The organism is Herpetosiphon llansteffanensis (assembly GCF_003205875.1).
In the GTDB taxonomy this organism is placed as follows: Bacteria; Chloroflexota; Chloroflexia; order Chloroflexales; family Herpetosiphonaceae; genus Herpetosiphon; species Herpetosiphon llansteffanensis.
This window is the reverse complement of sequence record NZ_PUBZ01000080.1, coordinates 45,006-62,343: the sequence shown is the minus strand read 5'-3', so window position 1 is coordinate 62,343 and position 17,338 is coordinate 45,006. Positions and strand designations below refer to the sequence as shown.

Here is a 17,338-nt window from a genome sequence, read left to right as displayed (position 1 = left end):
AAAAGAGACCCCGCTATCATGGCGGTTTACAGGCTCCTCGGCCTGTTGGTGTATCTTCCGTTCCTTCGCTTTCTGGGTCAATAGGTCAACCGACAGCGGACAGTGGTGGTGGTAAGTAGATGGGATATAGAGGTGGAAAATTGCTGGTATTATGTTATGTCTCCCCGATTATATCACAGTTTCCATGAATAGCTAGATTAAAACAGGGTAAAAAAAGTGTGATCTAGGTATATAGCTGAATTTGAGTTTAACACGCAAAAACCCGTTGCACATCAGGTATGCAACGGGTTTTTCGCAAGTGAATTGCTTAAAAAGCTTAAGCAGTGAGGGTTACTGTGCCGGGGCTATCGTTGGCATCCGAATCGTCGCTCTTGTCGTCAACTGGAGGTTCAGCCGAGACTGCCGCAACTAAATCTTTCTTGTCAAGATTGATTACGTTAACGCCTTGGGTCGTTCGCCCATACTTAGAAATCTTGTCGGCACGGGTGCGCATCACTACGCCATTGCGAGTAATTGTGGTAACAATATCGCTATCAGTCAGCACTAATGCGGCGGCAATAATATCGCCTGGCTTAAGCCGCATGGTAATCACACCTTGGGTTGCCCGCCCCTTGACTGGATAATCTTCAAGGTCGGTGCGCTTGCCCATGCCGTGTGACGTAATTACCAAAAGCTGTGAATCTGGTCGAACCAAATCCATCCCCACAACTTGATCTTTGGCCGACATTTTGATGCCAATTACGCCACTTGCTGGCCGCCCCATTGGCCGCACTTCAGATTGGCTGAAGCGGATGGTTTGACCCTGTTGGGTTGTCATCAAAATATCTTCATCGCCATTGCTGGTCTTGACCCAGCGCAGTTCGTCGCCAGCATCAAGCCCAATTGCAATCAGACCATTCGAACGCACCGAGCTATATTCGCTCAATTTGGTACGCTTGATTCGGCCTTTGACGGTGGTCATCACCAAATATTCGCCATCGTCGAAATCGGGAACGGCAATCAATGATGTGACCAATTCGCCTGGCTCGAGCGAGATCAAGTTGACCAACGGCAGGCCTTTGGCCGTGCGGCTGGCATCGGGTACTTCGTGTACTTTGAGTTGATAGACTTTACCACGGTTGGTAAAGAACAGTAAGTCGTTCAGCGTATTACACATCAAGAGGTGTGCCACCACATCGTCTTCTTTGGTGGTCATGCCTTTAATGCCCCGCCCACCGCGATTTTGCACCCGATAGGTATCGCCAGGCAGTTTCTTGATGTAACCGCGATCAGTCACCGTTACCAACACATTCATGTCGGGAATCAGGTCTTCGGTGCTGATATCGCCAGTCGCATCGGCAATAATTCGCGAGCGGCGGACATCACCATATTTTTCCTTGAGTTCGGCCACATCGTCTTTGATGATCGTGAAAACCCGTTCTGGCTTGGACAAAATATCTTCGAAGTCGGCAATTGAGCGCAATACTTCTTTATATTCGTCCTCGATCTTTTTGCGTTCGAGGCCAGCCAAACGGCGCAATTGCATTTCCAAAATCGCTTGCGATTGCAATTCGCTCAGTTTGAAATTTTTCATCAAGTTACTGCGCGCTGTTTCAGCAGTGCGGCTGGCGCGAATCGTCGCAATCACTTCGTCAAGCTGATCAAGCGCAATCTTCAAGCCTTCGAGAATGTGCGCCCGCGCTTTGGCTTTGGCCAGATCAAACTCGGTACGCCGTCGAATAACGATTTGGCGATGTTCGATGTATTCTTGCAACGCTTTTTTGAGCGAAAGCGTGCGTGGCTGCTTGCCATCTTCGACCAAGGCCAACATATTGGCCCCAAAGGTCGTTTGCATGCTGGTGTATTTGAACAGATGATTGAGCACCTTTTTGGGCTGGGCATCTTGTTTCAAAATAATCACCATCCGAATCCCAGAGCGGTCGGATTCGTCGCGCACGTCGCGAATACCTTCGATGCGTTTATCCTTGACCAACTCGGCAATCCGTTCAATCAAGCGTGATTTATTGACCTGATAGGGCAATTCGGTCACGACGATATGGTATGCGCCACGGGCTGCTTCTTCGATATGGGCTTTGGCGCGAATCAAGATCCGGCCACGGCCACTAGTATAGGCACTGACAATGCCTTCAGTACCCAAAATCGAGCCGCCGGTTGGAAAGTCGGGGCCAGGGATGAACTTAATCAAATCTTCAACAGTCGCATCGGGATTATCGACCAAGTAGCTAATGCCATCGCAAATCTCGCCAAGGTTATGCGGCGGAATATTGGTGGCCATGCCGACGGCAATCCCCGATGAGCCATTGAGCAGCAAATTGGGCAAGCGCGCTGGCAATACTAGCGGTTCTTGATAGCCGCCATCAAAGTTGGGGCCAAAATTCACTGTATCGCGGTCGATGTCGCGCAATAATTCTTCGGCAATTTCCTTGAGCCGCGCCTCAGTGTATCGATATGCGGCAGCAGCGTCGCCGTCGACAGAGTTATGCACAACACAACCATTGGCCAGCATAAAGTTATGATATTCATTAACTGTAATATCATAAACATCAGCAGTTTCATCGAGCCAGCGCAACCCAACCACGCGATGATTATAGGTTGATGCGACTTGAACTAACTCATCAAATGTACCAAAGGCTTGGATTGCTTTCGCGCTGTTAGGAATTGTTTCAATGCGTTTCGCATCGTAAAGCGCAGCACTTAACTCTAACTTACCAAATTGAGCAAGCAATCGCGAGGTATGCTGAAGCATTAAACGATGATCACTATTCCAGCTATGAGTTGAGGATTTGGTAGTGCTAGATTTGGGCAGCTGGAGATTTTCATATACGCCAGTTTGAGGTTGTAAAACCATCAATGGATTAGAATCATCAAAATAGCCAGCCATTAAGCTATCATCGATCGTTAAATGCTGGGCCTCTTTCCACGTCTGATCACGTAGCATAAACTTATGATCAGGCGTACAGCGAACTACTGAGCCATCATCAAAGGTCAATTCAACCAACTGCGCTTGGCGGCGAGTAATCCGTGATGATCGGCCTTCACCAACCACAATCTTGCCTTGTCGATCAACTGAGTAAACATAGAAGATCTCGTCATATGGTAGTTGAGCAAGTTCTTCAAAGCTTTTTTCAGTGCCATCAAGGAGCTTGATTTTGGTATCGCCAGTAAAACAGCCGAAGTTGCCTTGGCCATCGACCAGCGGGTAGCGCATATTCCATGGTTGGGCGAGCCGCACGAGCGCATCGTACACCGAAGAATCGCCGTGTGGGTGATACTTCTTGAGCACTTCGCCGACAACACCTGCACATTTGGAATAGCGAACGTTGTGCAAAAGACCTTCGCGGAACATTGCATATAAAATCCGCCGTTGCACTGGTTTGAGGCCATCGCGAGCATCAGGTAACGCCCGCGAGACAATCACACTCATTGCATAATCGAGATAGGCAGTGCGCATCTCATCGACAATTGCAACTGGCTTGACAATCCCTATTTCCATGAATTTTATCCCTTACGTAAGCGCTAAATCCCTAAAGTTAATCTGCTTGTATTATACCGTGAAATAGCCATAATGTCGAATATTTTTAGCACAAATATGCTGAATTTCGTTAATCTGCGCAGCGATCAGCATATCGTTGCTATACTACGCTTAACAAGCAAACGATGGTTGAGGCCAAGAAATTGAGCGGTATGCTAGCACTGTTTTTATTTGAACAACACGATAGCGTTTTGCGCCGAGCTGAGCTGACGCAGGTGCTGGAACAAGCAGACCAGATGCGCCAAGCTTTGCGTTTACAAGGCTACACGGCGCTTGGCCCAGCCTTGCAAACCTGGAATCCAGCAGCCCAACGCATGCTCTATCAGCCGATTGCCCATGTGTTTGACCCCAAGCTAACCGCCGAATATAGCGTGCAACAAATCGAGGCCCGTTTGGTGGCTGAAATCTGGTTGACGCTTGATGCTCAGCAGCGCTACAACCTTGCGGGCATCTACGATCAATTGGCCGAGCAAGGGCTGGAGCCACTGAGTGCACCCTTGATTCCAGTGTTGCCCTTGGTTGGGGTCGAGCCACTGGTGCAGGCCTATATTCCGGTTGTGCCGCTAGGCGCGCGGGCATTGTGGCCACGCCATAGCTGGTGGGTGCGTAAACTTGGCTGGCAACGGCCAGTGCCTGAGCTTGGGCAACAATTGACATGGCGCGATCAATGGCAGCACACATGGCCACCATTTTTACGTTTGCAATTGGCCGCAATCATAAGCATTTTGCTCTTGAGCATGCCATGGGCTTTGGTTCAATGGTGGTTGGGGGCTGAGCCACAGGTGCTTTTTTTGCAAAGTTTTGCGATCTTCACAGCGCTGCGTTGGTTTGGTATCATTGGAAGCATGCTATTGGGAGTGGTGATTTGGCAACAACGCCGGAGTGCAATTCAGGCCTGGAACCGTTTTTGGGCAACGACCCCAACACCACCCCTCTTGATCATTGAGCTAGAGTCGGAGAAACAGCGTGAGCAATGACTTTCCCATCGAACAACTAATTGCCCAACAGCTACCTGAGGCGATGGCGCTTCAACTGCATATTTTGCCAGCCCACCAAGAATTGATTGCCCCATTGCCGACGGGCTATGTTGGGCCAGTTATGGCCGCAGCAGAACAGTGGCTCAAAGTCCATGGCTATCGCACCTTGGGGCCGTGGATGATTGCATGGGGGCCAACCGGCCAACCGCAATTGCGTCGCCCAGTTAGTGGCGCACTCAAAGCCATTCGCGAAAAAGATTTTCAAACGGTTGAAGTGCCAGAACAATTGCTGCTGGCGGTGCCATTCGTTGGCTGGCCCGTGCTGCCACATAATTTTACCCAACCGGTTAATAGCGTTGGGCTGAATATTATGGGTTCGCCTATGTTGCTTGCCTTAACTGATTCGCCGCCAACCATGGCTTGGGTTCCGGTCGTACCACGCGGCACAAATACGCTTTTTTCAATTGAGCGCAGCAAAATTGGCCTCTTGCCAACGCCACCCAAAGCAGGCCAGCAAGTGCCGATGCTTGATGCATGGCTACGTGCAGGCTATACCCTAGGCCGATTTTTGACAGTTCTCTTCAGTGGCTTTGCCTTTTTGATGTCCGTATATGTGATTATAGCGCTGCTTGTCGGCGAAGTCGATCTTGCCTCGATTCAATCGCTTTCCTTTATTCTCGCGTTTCAAAATGGAATAAGAGCGGTCTTAAGCAGCCAATATATTATTATTCCCCTGATAATCGTCTTTTCAGTCATTGGGGCCTATAAAATGAATGCGATTGCCAATTGGAATCGTTTTTGGCAACAACGCCCAACGCCACCAGAGCTGTTGCTTGGCAGTCGCGGCGATGGCAAAGTTGGCACCTGGTTGGGCTAAATTACCAACCCCAGTCATCGCGGCGGCGTTTGCGTCGCCGCTTGCGCCACGGCATTAGGAGCGATCGGTGGTATGGCTCACGGCCCTCAATCAGCCAATCGGCAATCGAATGCACTGCGCCGCCAGTGATAAAGCCAATCAAGCCATAGATAATCAATTGGCGATCGCTATACCAAAGCTGTTTGAGGTCGGCAATAAAAGCGGCGCTGATAGTGGCGGTATCAACTGGCGTGAAACTATTAATCAGGGTCATGCCGAGATAAAACGAGAGCCAGACCATCACCAAGAAATAACCAAGCCGAAAGAGCGGGCCAAACACCAGGCTATGCGAAATTCCAGCGCGATGCGGAACCAACTCGCGATAGGGCCACCAAATAAAGCGTAGTGGCCCCCAGCGGTTATACGGTTCTGAAGCCAAATCGAGGTCGGGAGAGAAGGCCATACCGGAAACCATATGGGTTCCGGCCCAAACAAACGCCGCCAATAAATCACTGTTTGGCACCAAACGCCAAATCACTGGAATCCCAACAATGCCCGTAAAAACTGTCAACATATCATGGGTTTTACCATCAGGCATTGTGCAACGCTCCTAGAAATAGCATAATGGATAGTGCAGATGTGCTATTATCTTTGATCGTTGGTTGCAATGCAAGCAGTTTAGGCTGTTTTTTTGGCTGGGGGCTTGTTCAACACCATTTCATCAACTGAATACGGGCCGCCACCATTCAAGCCAACGACGAGACAAATCGTGAGCAAGACTAAATCGTATTCCATACCCTCGGCATAATAAAAAAACTTGCCCCAATGAACTTTAATTGCCCCGAGCATGACACAACCAAGCAATAAAGCTGCCCAACGGCTATACACCCCAACGGTTAATGCCAAACCACCCAAAAATTCGACGGTAGCTACCAACCATGCCAGCACCGCCGGAATTGGTAACTGATATTGGTTGCCAAAGGTTGCGGCAATATCACCAATCATCGTTACTTTCGACCAGCCATGAACAACGAACACAACGCCAACAACGACTCGTAATAGCGTCCAAGCGATAGCACTCAGCTGTGCGCTTTTCATCGCGAACTCCTTGCGACAAATCGTAGTAAATGCCGCTATGATACACGCTAATGGGCTTTTTGTGTGCTACACTAGAGGCAGCGAGTACAAAAATACCCCCAAAGAAAGCAGTTTGACAGGCCGTGTGTAATCAACTACAATGCGACAAAATGCTGACAGGAAACTTTCCGCGCTAGGGCGTGCCGAGTTTCTGCCAGTTTTTTCTGTTGCGGTGAGGTGTATGATGTTTGAGAATCTATCCGACCGCTTAACCGATGTTTTCAACCGGTTGGGCAGCAAAGGCCGCCTAACTGAATCAGATGTTGATGCGGGCTTGCGCGAAGTGCGCTTGGCCTTGTTGGAAGCAGACGTTAACTTCAAAGTCGTCAAAGATTTTGTGGCGCGGGTCCGCGAACAAGCGATTGGCGAAGAAGTCACCAAGAGTTTGACTCCTGGTCAACAAGTGATCAAAATCGTTCACGACGAATTGGTGCACTTGCTTGGTGATGCCAATGTGCCAATCAATGAATCGAAGAACCGCGAGCAGCCGACGATTGTGATGCTGGTTGGGTTACAAGGTGCTGGTAAAACAACCATGGCCGCCAAATTGGCGCTGTATATGCGCAAAAAAGGCAAAACGCCATTGTTGGTTGCCGCCGACATCTACCGACCAGCCGCAATTAAGCAGTTGGAAACGCTCGGCAAGCAATTGAATATTCCGGTTTATAGCGAAGGTACCGAGGTTGCGCCACCTGATATTGCTGAGCACGCCTTGCGCCAAGCTCGGATCAATGGCAACAACTTTGTGATCGTCGATACCGCCGGACGCTTGCAAATCGACGAACGCCTGATGGGTGAGTTACAACAAGTCGTCGAGCGCATCGGGCCAACCGAAATTATGTTGGTCGTCGATGCCATGATTGGTCAAGAATCGGTCAAAGTTGCCGAGGCCTTCCACGCCAAAGTGCCATTGACTGGCTTGATTATGACCAAAATCGATGGCGATGCCCGTGGCGGGGCTGCGCTCTCGATGCGCGAAGTCACTGGAGTGCCAATCAAGTTCCTTGGGACGGGCGAAAAAACCGATGCCATCGAACCATTCCACCCCGATCGCTTAGCCCAACGGATTTTGGGCATGGGCGATGTGATGACCTTGATCGAGCGCGCCGAGCAAGTGTACGACAAAGACGAAGCCAAGAAAATGCAAAAGAAGATGCGCAAAGGCACCTTCGACTTTGAAGATTTCCTTGGGGCAATGAACTCGATGCGTAAACTTGGCCCATTACAACAAATCTTGGGGATGATTCCTGGGATTGGCAAACAACTGCGCCAAATGAAAGACCTTGACGAAGCGCTTGATGATCGCGAGATGAAACGCATCGAAGCGATTATTCAATCGATGACACTCAAAGAGCGCCGCAACCCCGACCTGCTGAAAGATCCCAGCCGCAAACGCCGGATCTCGCAGGGCAGTGGCACGCGTATCGAAGATGTCAACGCCTTGGTCAAACAGTTCCGTGAAATGCAACGCATGATGAAACGCTTCGGCAAGGGCGGTCAAAACCCGCGCGACCTGATGCGCATGTTCAAATAAAACCGAGGCTATAGGCTACTGTTCGTAGGCTATAGCACCTAATTAATTATTACTTAGTGGCTAGCCTATAAGCCTTGAGACTATAGCCACTCGCCACTTTTGGAGGAAACACTCGAATGGTTCGTATTCGTCTTCGCCGGATGGGCATGAAGCACAAGCCCGCATATCGTGTTGTTATTGCAGATTCGCATGCGCCACGCGATGGCAAGTTTATTGAAACGATTGGCCACTACAATCCCCAAGCCCAACCAAAAGTTGTGTTTATCAAGGAAGATCGCGCTCGCTACTGGCTGAGCGTTGGTGCCCAACCATCAGATACCGTAGTGCGCTTGTTGAAAAACTTGGGTGTGGTTGATGCTGAAGGCAAATTGATCGGCGAAGCTCCAGCTAAGGTTGAAGCTCCAGTCAAGAAGGCCAAAAAAGCCGTGACCAAAGCTGCTACCGCTGCTCCAGCAGCCGCCGTTGCCGCTCCAGTCAAGGCCGCAGCCGAAGCTGGCGAATTTGCTGGCAGCGTGCGCCCAGTGGCCGATGGTAGCGCCCCAGAAGGCTACGCCATCAAAGGCAACCAAAACTCAATGTTGTACCACGTTCCTGGCAGCCGCTACTACAATTCAACCGTGGCTGAATTGTGGTTCGACACCGTGGAAAGTGCCGAAGCCGCTGGCTTCCGCGCTCCTGGGCAAAAAAGCGCTGAGTAAGCTCGCAAATCGGGTGTGAGGCAATGGCTTCACACCCATTTCTATGCGCAAGGATGCAGCTATGGAAGATTTATTGAAATATATCGTCGAAGGCTTGATCGACACCGACGACATTAAAATTAGCAAACGCACTGGTCACCACAGCATTACCCTCGATCTGCGCATTCCCCAAAGCGAAGCAGGGAAAGTCATCGGGCGCAATGGGCGCGTGGTCAAAGCCATTCGCGACGTATTGGGCATCGTTGGCGCTCGCCAAAACAAACGGGTCCACCTAGAGGTTAATTCGTGACAGCTCCAAATATTGATGATTTCTTGTTAGTTGGCCGCATTTCTGCGGCGTTTGGTGTGCGCGGCGAGTTAAAAATCTCGATGATCTCATCGCACCCCGAACATATTCAAAAGCTCAAACACTTGTTTGTTGGCAACTTAGAGAAGCCCTTTACGATTGGTCGCTTGCACCAACACAAGGGCAGCCTATATTTGTTGCGGCTCAGCGAAGTTGATACCCGCGAAGTAGCCGAGGCTATGCAAGGTCTCGAAGCCTATATTCATCGCAGCGATGCAGCACCGCTGGCCAATGATGAATATTTCTTGCACGATTTGGTTGGCTTACAAGTGCAAACCGAAGCTGGCGATGTGATTGGCCAAGCAGCCGAAATTATTGAAACAGGCGCAAATGATGTTTTAGTCGTGCGTAAATTGGGCCAAGCAGATATTTTGGTGCCAATGGTGCGCGCGGTCGTTCGCTCAATTGATATTGCTGGCGGCACGATTACCGTAACATCGCTGGCCGATATTGTGCCCGAATAATTACCCCAAACATTCCACCAATCTGAATTGACAGCGGCTCATTGCACTGCTACGATGAAGCCGCAACATACTTTTAAGCCTCAGGCAGCACGCGGAGAATACAGCTATGCGGCGGATCATTTGGTTGAGCCTCGTTCTTGGTTTATGTTTTTGGGCCTTTCGCACTTCCCAAGCAGTGACCCCTGCCCTCACCGATAGCTATGGGTTTGCTTCGTTTTGGCAAATTAATGGCGGCGAGCAGATTTTTGGCCAACCAATTACCGATCCCTTAGAACAAGATGCACTGGTTGTGCAGTATTTTGAAAACGCACGCTTCGAGTACAATCCGCAAACTGCTAGCGTTGGCTTGGGCTTGGTTGGCCGCGAACGCACCCAATGGCGCGATTTCGGCCCGCAACCACGGCTCGCTGGCGCAAGCTTACGCCCAGAAGGCTCCAACTACGATCTCGCTGGTAGTTTCCGCACGTTTTGGGAAACCAATGGCGGGGTCGAAATTTTTGGCCTGCCAATTAGCCCAGCCCAATTCGAAGCTCGCCCAACTGGCCGCTTCAAGGTGCAATATTTTGAACGAGCTTTGTTAATTGAGCATCCCTTGTTGGCTGGTACGCCCGATGAAATTGAGCTAGCGCCGCTTGGCCAAGAAGTTGCTGCCGCCCGAGGCTTGATCGAAGGCATGAGCTACGAGCTGCCCTATTTGTTTGAATTTGATCCCGTTGCGCCAGCCCCAGTCCAAACTGCTGCCCCGCAACCAGTTGCCGAGCCGACCCAAGTGCCACCAACCGCTGCGCCTGCTCAACCAACCAATGAGCCAGTGCCAACTGCCACGCCCAAGCCCGCCAACCCCAACCTTGGCAAACGCATCGAAGTCGATATTAGCAAACAATGGCTGTATGCCTACGAAAATGGCACCGTCGTGTTTGATGCGCCAGTAGCCACCGGCAAAGATGGCTTTAACACGCCAACGGGCAGCTATGAAATTTATGCCAAAGTGCCGTTGCAAACCATGCGTGGCTCGCTTGGTGGCGAAACCTGGGTTGTGCCGAATGTGCCACACGCCATGTATTTCAATGGCAGCGTTGCCCTGCACGGCACCTATTGGCACGATTTGTTTGGCAGCGGAACCCGCATTAGCCATGGCTGTGTCAACTTACCGCTCGATGCTGCTGCTTGGCTCTACGATTGGGCAAGCGTTGGCACAACTGTCCAAGTCTATTACTAACCAGCAAGCCCGAAAACAGCATGCTAGGCGTTGTCGAGGAGAACTATAATGACCCAACACGTCGGGATTATTGACCTTGGCTCCAACACCGCTCGCATGATTGTGGTGCAATATCAGCCGCATCATTCCTTCAAATTGGTTGAAGAAGTGAAGGAAAATGTGCGGCTGGCGCATAATGTTGGCTCCGATAATCAACTCCAAGCCCAGCCAATTGCCAAAGCGATTGAAACCCTGCGCATGTTTGGCAATTTCTGCCGCGCTATGGGCGTGAACGAAGTCGTGGCAGTGGCAACCAGCGCCGTCCGCGATGCAGCCAATCAAACCAGCTTTTTAGCTCAAGTTAAAGAAGAAACCGGCCTCGATTTACGTGTGCTCAGCGGCGATGAAGAAGCCTACTACAGCTACCTCGGCATGATCAATACGCTTGGCGTAAGCAATGGCTTTATGTTTGACATTGGCGGCGGCAGCGTCGAATTGGCCTTGGTGCGCGGTCGCGGGCTAGCCAACACAACATCGTTGCCACTTGGCACGGTGCGCCTCACCGAGCAAATTCTGCGCAGCGACACCCCCAGCAAAGCAGAACTCAAAGCGCTCGATCGCCACGTCGACGAAGCCTTGGCAGGGCTGGATTGGTTTCGACCCCAAGGCAGCAAATTACCATTAATTGGCGTTGGCGGCACGGTGCGCAACCTTGCCAAACTCGAGCAACGAGCGCAGCGCTATCCGCTTGATATTGTTCATGGCTATACGATGTCGCTGCAACGGGTCGACGAATGGGCCACCCGTTTGAGCAAACTCAATCGCAACGAGCGAGAACAACTCGAAGGCTTAAATAATGATCGCGCCGATGTAATTACCGCCGGAGTGCTGTTAATTCGGGCTTTGATGCAGCGTTGTGGCGCTGATAGCTTGTGGATTTGTGGCCATGGCCTGCGTGATGGTATTTTCTACGAGCACTTTTTACGTGGCTCACAGCCCCCCTTGCTGAGCGATGTGCGCCAGTTTTCGGTGGCAAATTTAGCTCGTATTTATGGCTACAACGTGGTGCATGTGGCCAAAGTGCGCGAGTTAAGCCTGTCGCTGTTTGACCAACTGCAAAGTTTGCATGGCTATGGCGCATGGGAGCGCGAATTGCTCGAAGCAACAACCATGGTCCATGATATTGGCGTAGCGGTCAATTTCTACGATCATCACAAACATGGCCTGTATTTGATTCTCAACTCGATGCTGAATGGCTATACGCATCGCGAAATGGCGCTGATTGGCCTCTTAACCAGGCACCATCGCAAAGGTGGGGTGACTGACGCTGGGTTAGGTGGCGTGTTGGCTGATGGCGATCTTGAGCGGTTGGGCAAATTAAGTGCGCTCTTACGCATTGCCGAATACCTTGAGCGCTCAAAGAGCCAAGTAGTGCAGGCTGTGGTTTGCAAAATCGAGAAGCAGCAGGTGCGAATCAGCGTGCAAGCGGTTGGCGATGCCTCGATTGAGATTTGGGATGCAAACCGCAAGACCAATTTATTTCGCAAAGCCTATGGAGTTGAGGTAGTAATTGAATAGCCCTAGCAAAGCAGGTTGTTGCTAGGGCTATGCGCTAGAAAATAGCAGGAATAACTGCTAATTGATCGCCCAGTTGGGTCTGCGATTGTTGAATAACCCCAACCGGCAATTCGAGGGTATAGCGAGCTTTGGCAGCACCAGCAAATGGTCGCCAAGGCTTGAAGTTCTCGCGCAGCCCAACCACCTGATGTTGACGATCAACAAAAATCACATCGATGGCAAAGCGCATAAAGAACATATGAATATTGTTGTTGGGATACAGAATTAAGCCAGTGTTAGCTGGCAAATTCTTGCGCCCCATCAAGCCCATGCCACGGCTCAAAAAGCTATTCGCAAACTCAGCATATTCCACCAAGTTGCTATTGCGCGTTAGATTGCGAATGGCGTGTTGCGACACTAGAGGCCACCACCAAGCAAGCGTGGCACTGCTGGCCCCAAGATAACCACAAACATTGAAGGGAAGATCAAGAACACCAACGGAAAGAGCATTTTAATTGGTGCTTTTTGGGCTTCTTCTTCGGCGCGTTGGCGGCGGCGCAAACGCAATTGGTCGGATTGAATTTTGAGCATTTTACCCATGCTCACCCCAAGTTGGTCTGCTTGAATAACCGCTGAAACAAACGAGGTCAGGTCATCAACCCCAGTCCGAACCGTCATCGCACGGAAGGCTTCGTGGCGCTGCGTACCTAAGCGAATGTCGGAAAGTGCGCGGCGGAACTCGCGACACAACTCGTTATCCCATTTTTCAGCAACCCGTTGGAGTGCAGCATCGAAGCCCAAACCAGCGGTAACGCTAATTGAAAGCAAGTCGAGCGCATCGGGCAAGGCTTTGAGAATGGTTTTTTGGCGCTTTTTGATTTGGCGACCAAGCCACATGGCTGGCAGCAAAAAGCCTAATGCGCCGCCGACTCCCGACCATTGAAGCGTGCTGAGCGTTTCAGCATCGGCCAACATACAGACCAAGAAGATAATCCCAAACAAGGCCAGGCCCAGAAAAATCCGCATCCCGGTAAACATTGTTGGGGTCAGATTGCCAGGGTTGCCTGCGAGCATTAAGTTCGTTCGCAGTTTATCGTTACCCTTGCCAGACTGGCCAAGCTTCACAAAAACACTGTTCAGTATTGGCGTGACAATCCGTTGCATAAAGGGCAACTGCAACTCCAGATCTTCAAGATTCATGGAGCGCTCAGTAAATTGAGCAAGGCGGTTTGAGACAGTATCAGTTTGGCGGCGCTGATTGAGCACCATAAAGCCAACTGCACAGATAATGACCAGAATAACTAAGCCAATAACGAAGGGCATAGCAAGCTCCCCCTTTAGACTTCAATATTAACAATGCTTTTGATTGCAAAGAAACCTGCAATCATCATCATTGCGCTACAGACGGGCATACAGCACCATGCATCGGGTGGCATGCCAATGGTCATCAATGGGGCCATATAATCAGGGTTAAGCATGGTAATAATAATTGCAATCGAAATTGGCAACAACGTAACCACGTAGCCTGAATAGCGAGCCTGCGAGGTAAGCACCCGAATTTGGCCTTTGATCCGAACCCGTTCACGAATTGTGTGGGCAATCGTATCGAGGATCTCAGCTAAGTTGCCCCCAACTTCAGCTTGAATATTAATTGCCGAAACCATCAAATCAAGGTCTTCGCTGGGAACCCGCCGCAAGAGGTTATTCATGCCATCCTCAAGCGAAAGGCCTAAACCAACCTCTTGAACCACGCGCCGAAACTCAACCGAGATTGGTGGTGGTGCTTCGCGCGAGACCAAATCCATTGACTGGAGCAGACTATAGCCAGAGCGCAGCGAGTTGGCCAACAAACCAACTGTATCGCCTAATTGATTATTAAAGGCTTTGAGCCGTGAATTTTGCTTAAAACTCACAACTTTATCGGGGACGATAAAGCCGATAATTGCCCCAACCACCCCACAGGCCACAACTGCTAAGAAATTGGCCCGACCAAGGAACACCCCAAACAAGGCAAACACAATCACCGAGGCGAATTTCATCATAACGAATTCGGTCACGGTTAATTTAAGGTCGGCTTGGGCTAAATCGCGGGCCAAATCTGAGCCTTTTTGGCCGCGGTTGACCATCGAATCAACTCTGCTGGCCAAGGCACTCATGCCGCGTTCGTTCGTATCGTTTGGGTTGCGGCTACGCTCGGCAAACGTTGCGAGCCGGCCATCAACTGAATTGGCTTTCGTTTCCCTGAGTTTGCGATAGATAATGGCCCCAGCCACAAAGAGGACGATCGCAATTAGGGCGGGAATGCTCCATGGTGGTAAATTTTCCATGGCCCTAGTTCCTTTCTAGCGAGTAATGCCGGTTAGTAAAAGCGCTCTGAACTATTGCCAAAGACGTTGGGTGGTAGGTAAATATTCAAGGCTTCAAAGCGATCAAGGAAGCGTGGTCGAACGCCAGTTGGCCGCAACGACCCTACAATCTTACCACGTTCATCGAGACCGGTTTGCTCAAAGACAAAAATATCTTGCAGCACCACCAGATCGCCTTCCATGCCAGTTACTTCCGAAATGGCCATAACCCGCCGCGAACCATCTTTAAGCCGCGCTTGTTGCACAATTAACTCAATCGCCGAAGCAACTTGTTCGCGAATAGCTTTCAGCGGCAAATCCATCCCCGACATCAAACACATAGTTTCGATCCGCGCAATCGCGTCACGGGGCGTATTGGCGTGCAAGGTTGTCATTGAACCTTCGTGGCCAGTGTTCATGGCTTGCAACATTGCCAAGGTCTCACCGCCGCGACATTCGCCGACGATAATCCGCTCAGGCCGCATCCGCAAGCAGTTGATAATTAAATCGTTGATCGAAATTTCGCCCTTGCCTTCAATATTGGCAGTGCGCGATTCGAGCGAGATAACGTGATCTTGCTGGAGTTGCAATTCGGCAGCGTTTTCAACCGTAATCAAGCGCTCGTCTTCAGGGATAAACGAAGAAAGCACATTTAACAAGGTTGTTTTGCCCGAACCAGTACCGCCAGAGACCACAACGTTAATCCGAGCGCGAACACTTGCCGAAAGAAAATCCATCATCTCACGGCTAATTGCGCCAAACCGCACAAGGTCTTCAGGCCCAAGCGGTTTTTTGGAAAATTTACGAATGGTTATAACTGGCCCAATCAAGGAAATTGGCCGAATAACAGCGTTAACCCGCGAGCCATCTTTAAGCCGCGCATCGACCATGGGCGAGCTTTCATCGACCCGGCGGCCAAGCGGCGAAACAATCCGATACAACACCCGCATCGCATGTTCATCATCGATGAAGGTTGTGCCCGAAAGCGTCAGCTTGCCCCGTTGTTCAATGTAAATCTTATTTGGCCCGTTGACCATAATTTCCGAGATGCTATCGTCTTTGAGCAGTGAATCGAGCGGCCCCAACCCAACGATATCGGACATCAGCGATTCGACTAATTGGAGGCGTTCAACCCGACTGAGCACGATATTTTCACTATCGAGAACGGTGCTCAAGAGATCTTCGACTGTTTGGCGGATTTTGGTTTCATTCGTGCTGTTGACATCACGAACTTCTTCGGTCAAGCGGCGCTGGACTCGATGGCGAACGTCAAGCAGACGATCTTGTGAAGAAACTGCAGCAGAGCGCGGAATAGCTCCATCAGGGCGTGTGGCAGCAGCACTTGGTTGTGCTGCTGCTGTAGGTTCGGAAGCCGAGGATGGGGACGTATTTCCTGCAATACGCTTTAGGAGCGACATAAGCCACCCTCCATGCGTCTAACGTTTGGTTAATCGAGCGAAGAGACCCTTGGGTTCTTCTTTTTTCGGTTGCTGTGGGCGGGCACCTTCGCGACTGGTGCGGGTTGTGCCTGAGATCAGATAGGCGAGATTAGCAACATCAATTGAGATCTGATGGCGTGGCTGATCGATAATTAATGGTACGCCGCGGTTAATCGCGTTGACCATTTCAAAGGGTGCATTACCAATTTGGGCCGCAACCTTATGTTGAATATTCGCCTCGACTTGATCAACCCGAATGCCAAATTTAGCGTCGGCTTTGTTCAAGACCAAAACCAGCTTTTCGTCGTTGTAGCCAAGCAACTCGGCAACTTCCAGAAACTGGCGAATATTCTTAATCGACGAGAGTTCCATCGTCATCAGCAAGACAATCCGATGGGCTGCATCAAGCACCGCCATGGTTTGGTCTTGGAACGATGATTGTGTGTCGACGACCACGTAATCGTATTCGCGGCGCAAGGCCTCGAGCACTGTTCGCACATGATCAGCTGTTACCAACTCACCCATTTGCGGGTTGGCAGGAGCCAGCAGAATCTTGATTTGCGAAGCGTGGGTGGTCATCACATCATTCATTAAATCTTTATCGAGATCATCGATCCGCGAGGTAAGATCGTTAATCGTTTTGTTGCTATTGATGTTGAACATCACCGCAATATCGCCAAACAGCAAACTTGCGTCAACCAAACAAATTTTACGGTTACCAGGCAACAGCTTTAAGGCAACCGCTAAGTTGGCAGCGATTGCACTCTTGCCGGTGCCACCTTTGGGGCTATAGACAGCAATAATTTGGCCGGTTGATTGGTCAGCTTCTTCAACCTGTTGCGCCGCAACCACAAAGCGGCGTTGGGTTTGTTGCAGACGATAGACTTCGCGGATACTACCAGCAAGTTCATCGCCACCAACAGGCTTGGTAAGAAACTGACGGGCACCAGCCAACATTGCACGGCGCAGATAATCGGTTTCGCCTTGCACGCTCATCATAATAACTTGCGTGTTGGGCACCTGCGCCATGATGGCCTCAGTTGCTGCAATGCCATCCATATCGGGCATGTTAATGTCCATCAAGACAACATCGGGTTGAATTTGCTTGGCCTGCGTCACGGCCTCGCGCCCTGTTGCCGCTTTGCCAACAACTTGCATATCCTTCTCAAAAAACAATAATTTTTCGAGGTTATCACGAGTATCTGCAATATCGTCAACAATTAGTACGCGAATTTTATCGGACTCAGCCATGCAA

At 50.5% G+C, this 17,338-nt stretch carries 15 protein-coding genes and 3 pseudogenes; 9 read left to right on the top strand and 9 right to left on the bottom strand.

Annotated elements, in window-relative coordinates; all coding sequences use genetic code 11:
* Positions 1 to 406 precede the first annotated feature (406 nt).
* Both gyrA and C5S61_RS27565 read right to left on the bottom strand, forming a co-directional pair.
* Positions 407 to 3,157, bottom strand: a pseudogene (gene gyrA / locus C5S61_RS06550) (DNA gyrase subunit A); the annotation flags it as partial.
* Positions 3,152 to 3,493 (bottom strand): annotated as a pseudogene (locus C5S61_RS27565) (DNA gyrase subunit A); the annotation flags it as partial. The pseudogenes gyrA and C5S61_RS27565, both read right to left, overlap by 6 nt.
* 191 nt (positions 3,494 to 3,684) lie before the next feature.
* Here C5S61_RS27565 and C5S61_RS06545 point away from each other — a divergent pair.
* Entirely contained in the window at positions 3,685 to 4,509 is an 825-nt protein-coding gene (locus C5S61_RS06545) for a hypothetical protein (RefSeq protein ID WP_124033395.1), read from the top strand.
* Positions 4,499 to 5,386: a hypothetical protein gene (locus C5S61_RS06540; protein WP_110514255.1), complete on the top strand. Its 888-nt coding sequence runs from the start codon at positions 4,499 to 4,501 to the stop codon at positions 5,384 to 5,386. The genes C5S61_RS06545 and C5S61_RS06540 overlap by 11 nt, the downstream gene beginning before the upstream one ends.
* A 1-nt stretch (position 5,387) precedes the next feature.
* Here C5S61_RS06540 and C5S61_RS06535 read toward each other — a convergent pair whose 3' ends face one another.
* Positions 5,388 to 5,963: a metal-binding protein gene (locus C5S61_RS06535; protein WP_110514254.1), complete on the bottom strand. Its 576-nt coding sequence runs from the start codon at positions 5,961 to 5,963 to the stop codon at positions 5,388 to 5,390.
* 80 nt (positions 5,964 to 6,043) lie between these two features.
* Entirely contained in the window at positions 6,044 to 6,463 is a 420-nt protein-coding gene (locus C5S61_RS06530; protein ID WP_110514253.1) for a DoxX family protein, read from the bottom strand.
* A gap of 223 nt (positions 6,464 to 6,686) precedes the next feature.
* On the opposite strand from C5S61_RS06530, the gene ffh reads away from it, so the two are divergent.
* From ffh to C5S61_RS06500, 7 genes and pseudogenes are all read left to right on the top strand, one after another.
* A complete protein-coding gene (gene ffh / locus C5S61_RS06525; RefSeq protein ID WP_110514252.1) occupies positions 6,687 to 8,036 on the top strand; it encodes a signal recognition particle protein in 1,350 nt (449 codons plus the stop codon).
* A gap of 116 nt (positions 8,037 to 8,152) precedes the next feature.
* Positions 8,153 to 8,419 (top strand): annotated as a pseudogene (rpsP, locus tag C5S61_RS27560) (30S ribosomal protein S16); the annotation flags it as partial.
* 42 nt (positions 8,420 to 8,461) lie between these two features.
* Positions 8,462 to 8,734, top strand: coding sequence for a sunset domain-containing protein (locus tag C5S61_RS27675; protein WP_439109049.1), 273 nt, complete (start codon positions 8,462 to 8,464; stop codon positions 8,732 to 8,734).
* Positions 8,735 to 8,795: 61 nt separating this feature from the next.
* Positions 8,796 to 9,023 carry a KH domain-containing protein gene (locus tag C5S61_RS06515; RefSeq protein ID WP_110514250.1) on the top strand — a complete coding sequence of 76 codons (228 nt, stop codon included), beginning with the start codon at positions 8,796 to 8,798 and terminating at the stop codon, positions 9,021 to 9,023.
* The gene (rimM, locus tag C5S61_RS06510; RefSeq protein ID WP_110514249.1) at positions 9,020 to 9,544 is read left to right on the top strand and encodes a ribosome maturation factor RimM; all 525 of its coding nucleotides are present in this window, start codon (positions 9,020 to 9,022) and stop codon (positions 9,542 to 9,544) included. The genes C5S61_RS06515 and rimM overlap by 4 nt, the downstream gene beginning before the upstream one ends.
* 106 nt (positions 9,545 to 9,650) lie before the next feature.
* Complete coding sequence (locus C5S61_RS06505) at positions 9,651 to 10,763, top strand: L,D-transpeptidase family protein (protein ID WP_110514248.1); 1,113 nt, start codon at positions 9,651 to 9,653, stop codon at positions 10,761 to 10,763.
* A gap of 48 nt (positions 10,764 to 10,811) precedes the next feature.
* On the top strand, positions 10,812 to 12,320 hold the full coding sequence (locus C5S61_RS06500) for a Ppx/GppA phosphatase family protein (protein WP_110514247.1): 1,509 nt from the start codon (positions 10,812 to 10,814) through the stop codon (positions 12,318 to 12,320).
* A 34-nt stretch (positions 12,321 to 12,354) separates the two neighbouring features.
* Here C5S61_RS06500 and C5S61_RS06495 read toward each other — a convergent pair whose 3' ends face one another.
* From C5S61_RS06495 to C5S61_RS06475, 5 genes are read right to left on the bottom strand one after another with little or no spacing between them, the layout of a single operon-like run.
* Positions 12,355 to 12,717 carry a DUF192 domain-containing protein gene (locus C5S61_RS06495; protein WP_054535579.1) on the bottom strand — a complete coding sequence of 121 codons (363 nt, stop codon included), beginning with the start codon at positions 12,715 to 12,717 and terminating at the stop codon, positions 12,355 to 12,357.
* Positions 12,717 to 13,622 carry a type II secretion system F family protein gene (locus C5S61_RS06490; protein ID WP_110514246.1) on the bottom strand — a complete coding sequence of 302 codons (906 nt, stop codon included), beginning with the start codon at positions 13,620 to 13,622 and terminating at the stop codon, positions 12,717 to 12,719. The genes C5S61_RS06495 and C5S61_RS06490 overlap by 1 nt, the downstream gene beginning before the upstream one ends.
* Before the next feature lie 14 nt (positions 13,623 to 13,636).
* The gene (locus C5S61_RS06485) at positions 13,637 to 14,626 is read right to left on the bottom strand and encodes a type II secretion system F family protein (protein ID WP_110514245.1); all 990 of its coding nucleotides are present in this window, start codon (positions 14,624 to 14,626) and stop codon (positions 13,637 to 13,639) included.
* Between the two features lie 32 nt (positions 14,627 to 14,658).
* Positions 14,659 to 16,062 (bottom strand): TadA family conjugal transfer-associated ATPase, encoded by a 1,404-nt coding sequence (locus C5S61_RS06480; RefSeq protein ID WP_110514244.1) that lies wholly within the window; start codon positions 16,060 to 16,062, stop codon positions 14,659 to 14,661.
* 18 nt (positions 16,063 to 16,080) lie between these two features.
* Positions 16,081 to 17,334, bottom strand: a complete 1,254-nt coding sequence (locus C5S61_RS06475; RefSeq protein WP_110514243.1) for a CpaE/TadZ family protein — start codon at positions 17,332 to 17,334, stop codon at positions 16,081 to 16,083.
* Positions 17,335 to 17,338 lie beyond the last annotated feature (4 nt).

What these genes read in the sequence shown, in the direction of transcription:
- C5S61_RS06545 (WP_124033395.1), top strand. Translation starts at nt 3,685, where the DNA reads ATGCTAGCACTGTTTTTATTTGAACAACACGATAGCGTTTTGCGCCGA.
- C5S61_RS06535 (WP_110514254.1), bottom strand. Translation starts at nt 5,963, where the DNA reads ATGCCTGATGGTAAAACCCATGATATGTTGACAGTTTTTACGGGCATT.
- C5S61_RS06530 (WP_110514253.1), bottom strand. Translation starts at nt 6,463, where the DNA reads ATGAAAAGCGCACAGCTGAGTGCTATCGCTTGGACGCTATTACGAGTC.
- ffh (WP_110514252.1), top strand. Translation starts at nt 6,687, where the DNA reads ATGTTTGAGAATCTATCCGACCGCTTAACCGATGTTTTCAACCGGTTG.
- C5S61_RS06515 (WP_110514250.1), top strand. Translation starts at nt 8,796, where the DNA reads ATGGAAGATTTATTGAAATATATCGTCGAAGGCTTGATCGACACCGAC.
- C5S61_RS06505 (WP_110514248.1), top strand. Translation starts at nt 9,651, where the DNA reads ATGCGGCGGATCATTTGGTTGAGCCTCGTTCTTGGTTTATGTTTTTGG.
- C5S61_RS06500 (WP_110514247.1), top strand. Translation starts at nt 10,812, where the DNA reads ATGACCCAACACGTCGGGATTATTGACCTTGGCTCCAACACCGCTCGC.
- C5S61_RS06490 (WP_110514246.1), bottom strand. Translation starts at nt 13,622, where the DNA reads ATGCCCTTCGTTATTGGCTTAGTTATTCTGGTCATTATCTGTGCAGTT.
- C5S61_RS06485 (WP_110514245.1), bottom strand. Translation starts at nt 14,626, where the DNA reads ATGGAAAATTTACCACCATGGAGCATTCCCGCCCTAATTGCGATCGTC.
- C5S61_RS06480 (WP_110514244.1), bottom strand. Translation starts at nt 16,062, where the DNA reads ATGTCGCTCCTAAAGCGTATTGCAGGAAATACGTCCCCATCCTCGGCT.
- C5S61_RS06475 (WP_110514243.1), bottom strand. Translation starts at nt 17,334, where the DNA reads ATGGCTGAGTCCGATAAAATTCGCGTACTAATTGTTGACGATATTGCA.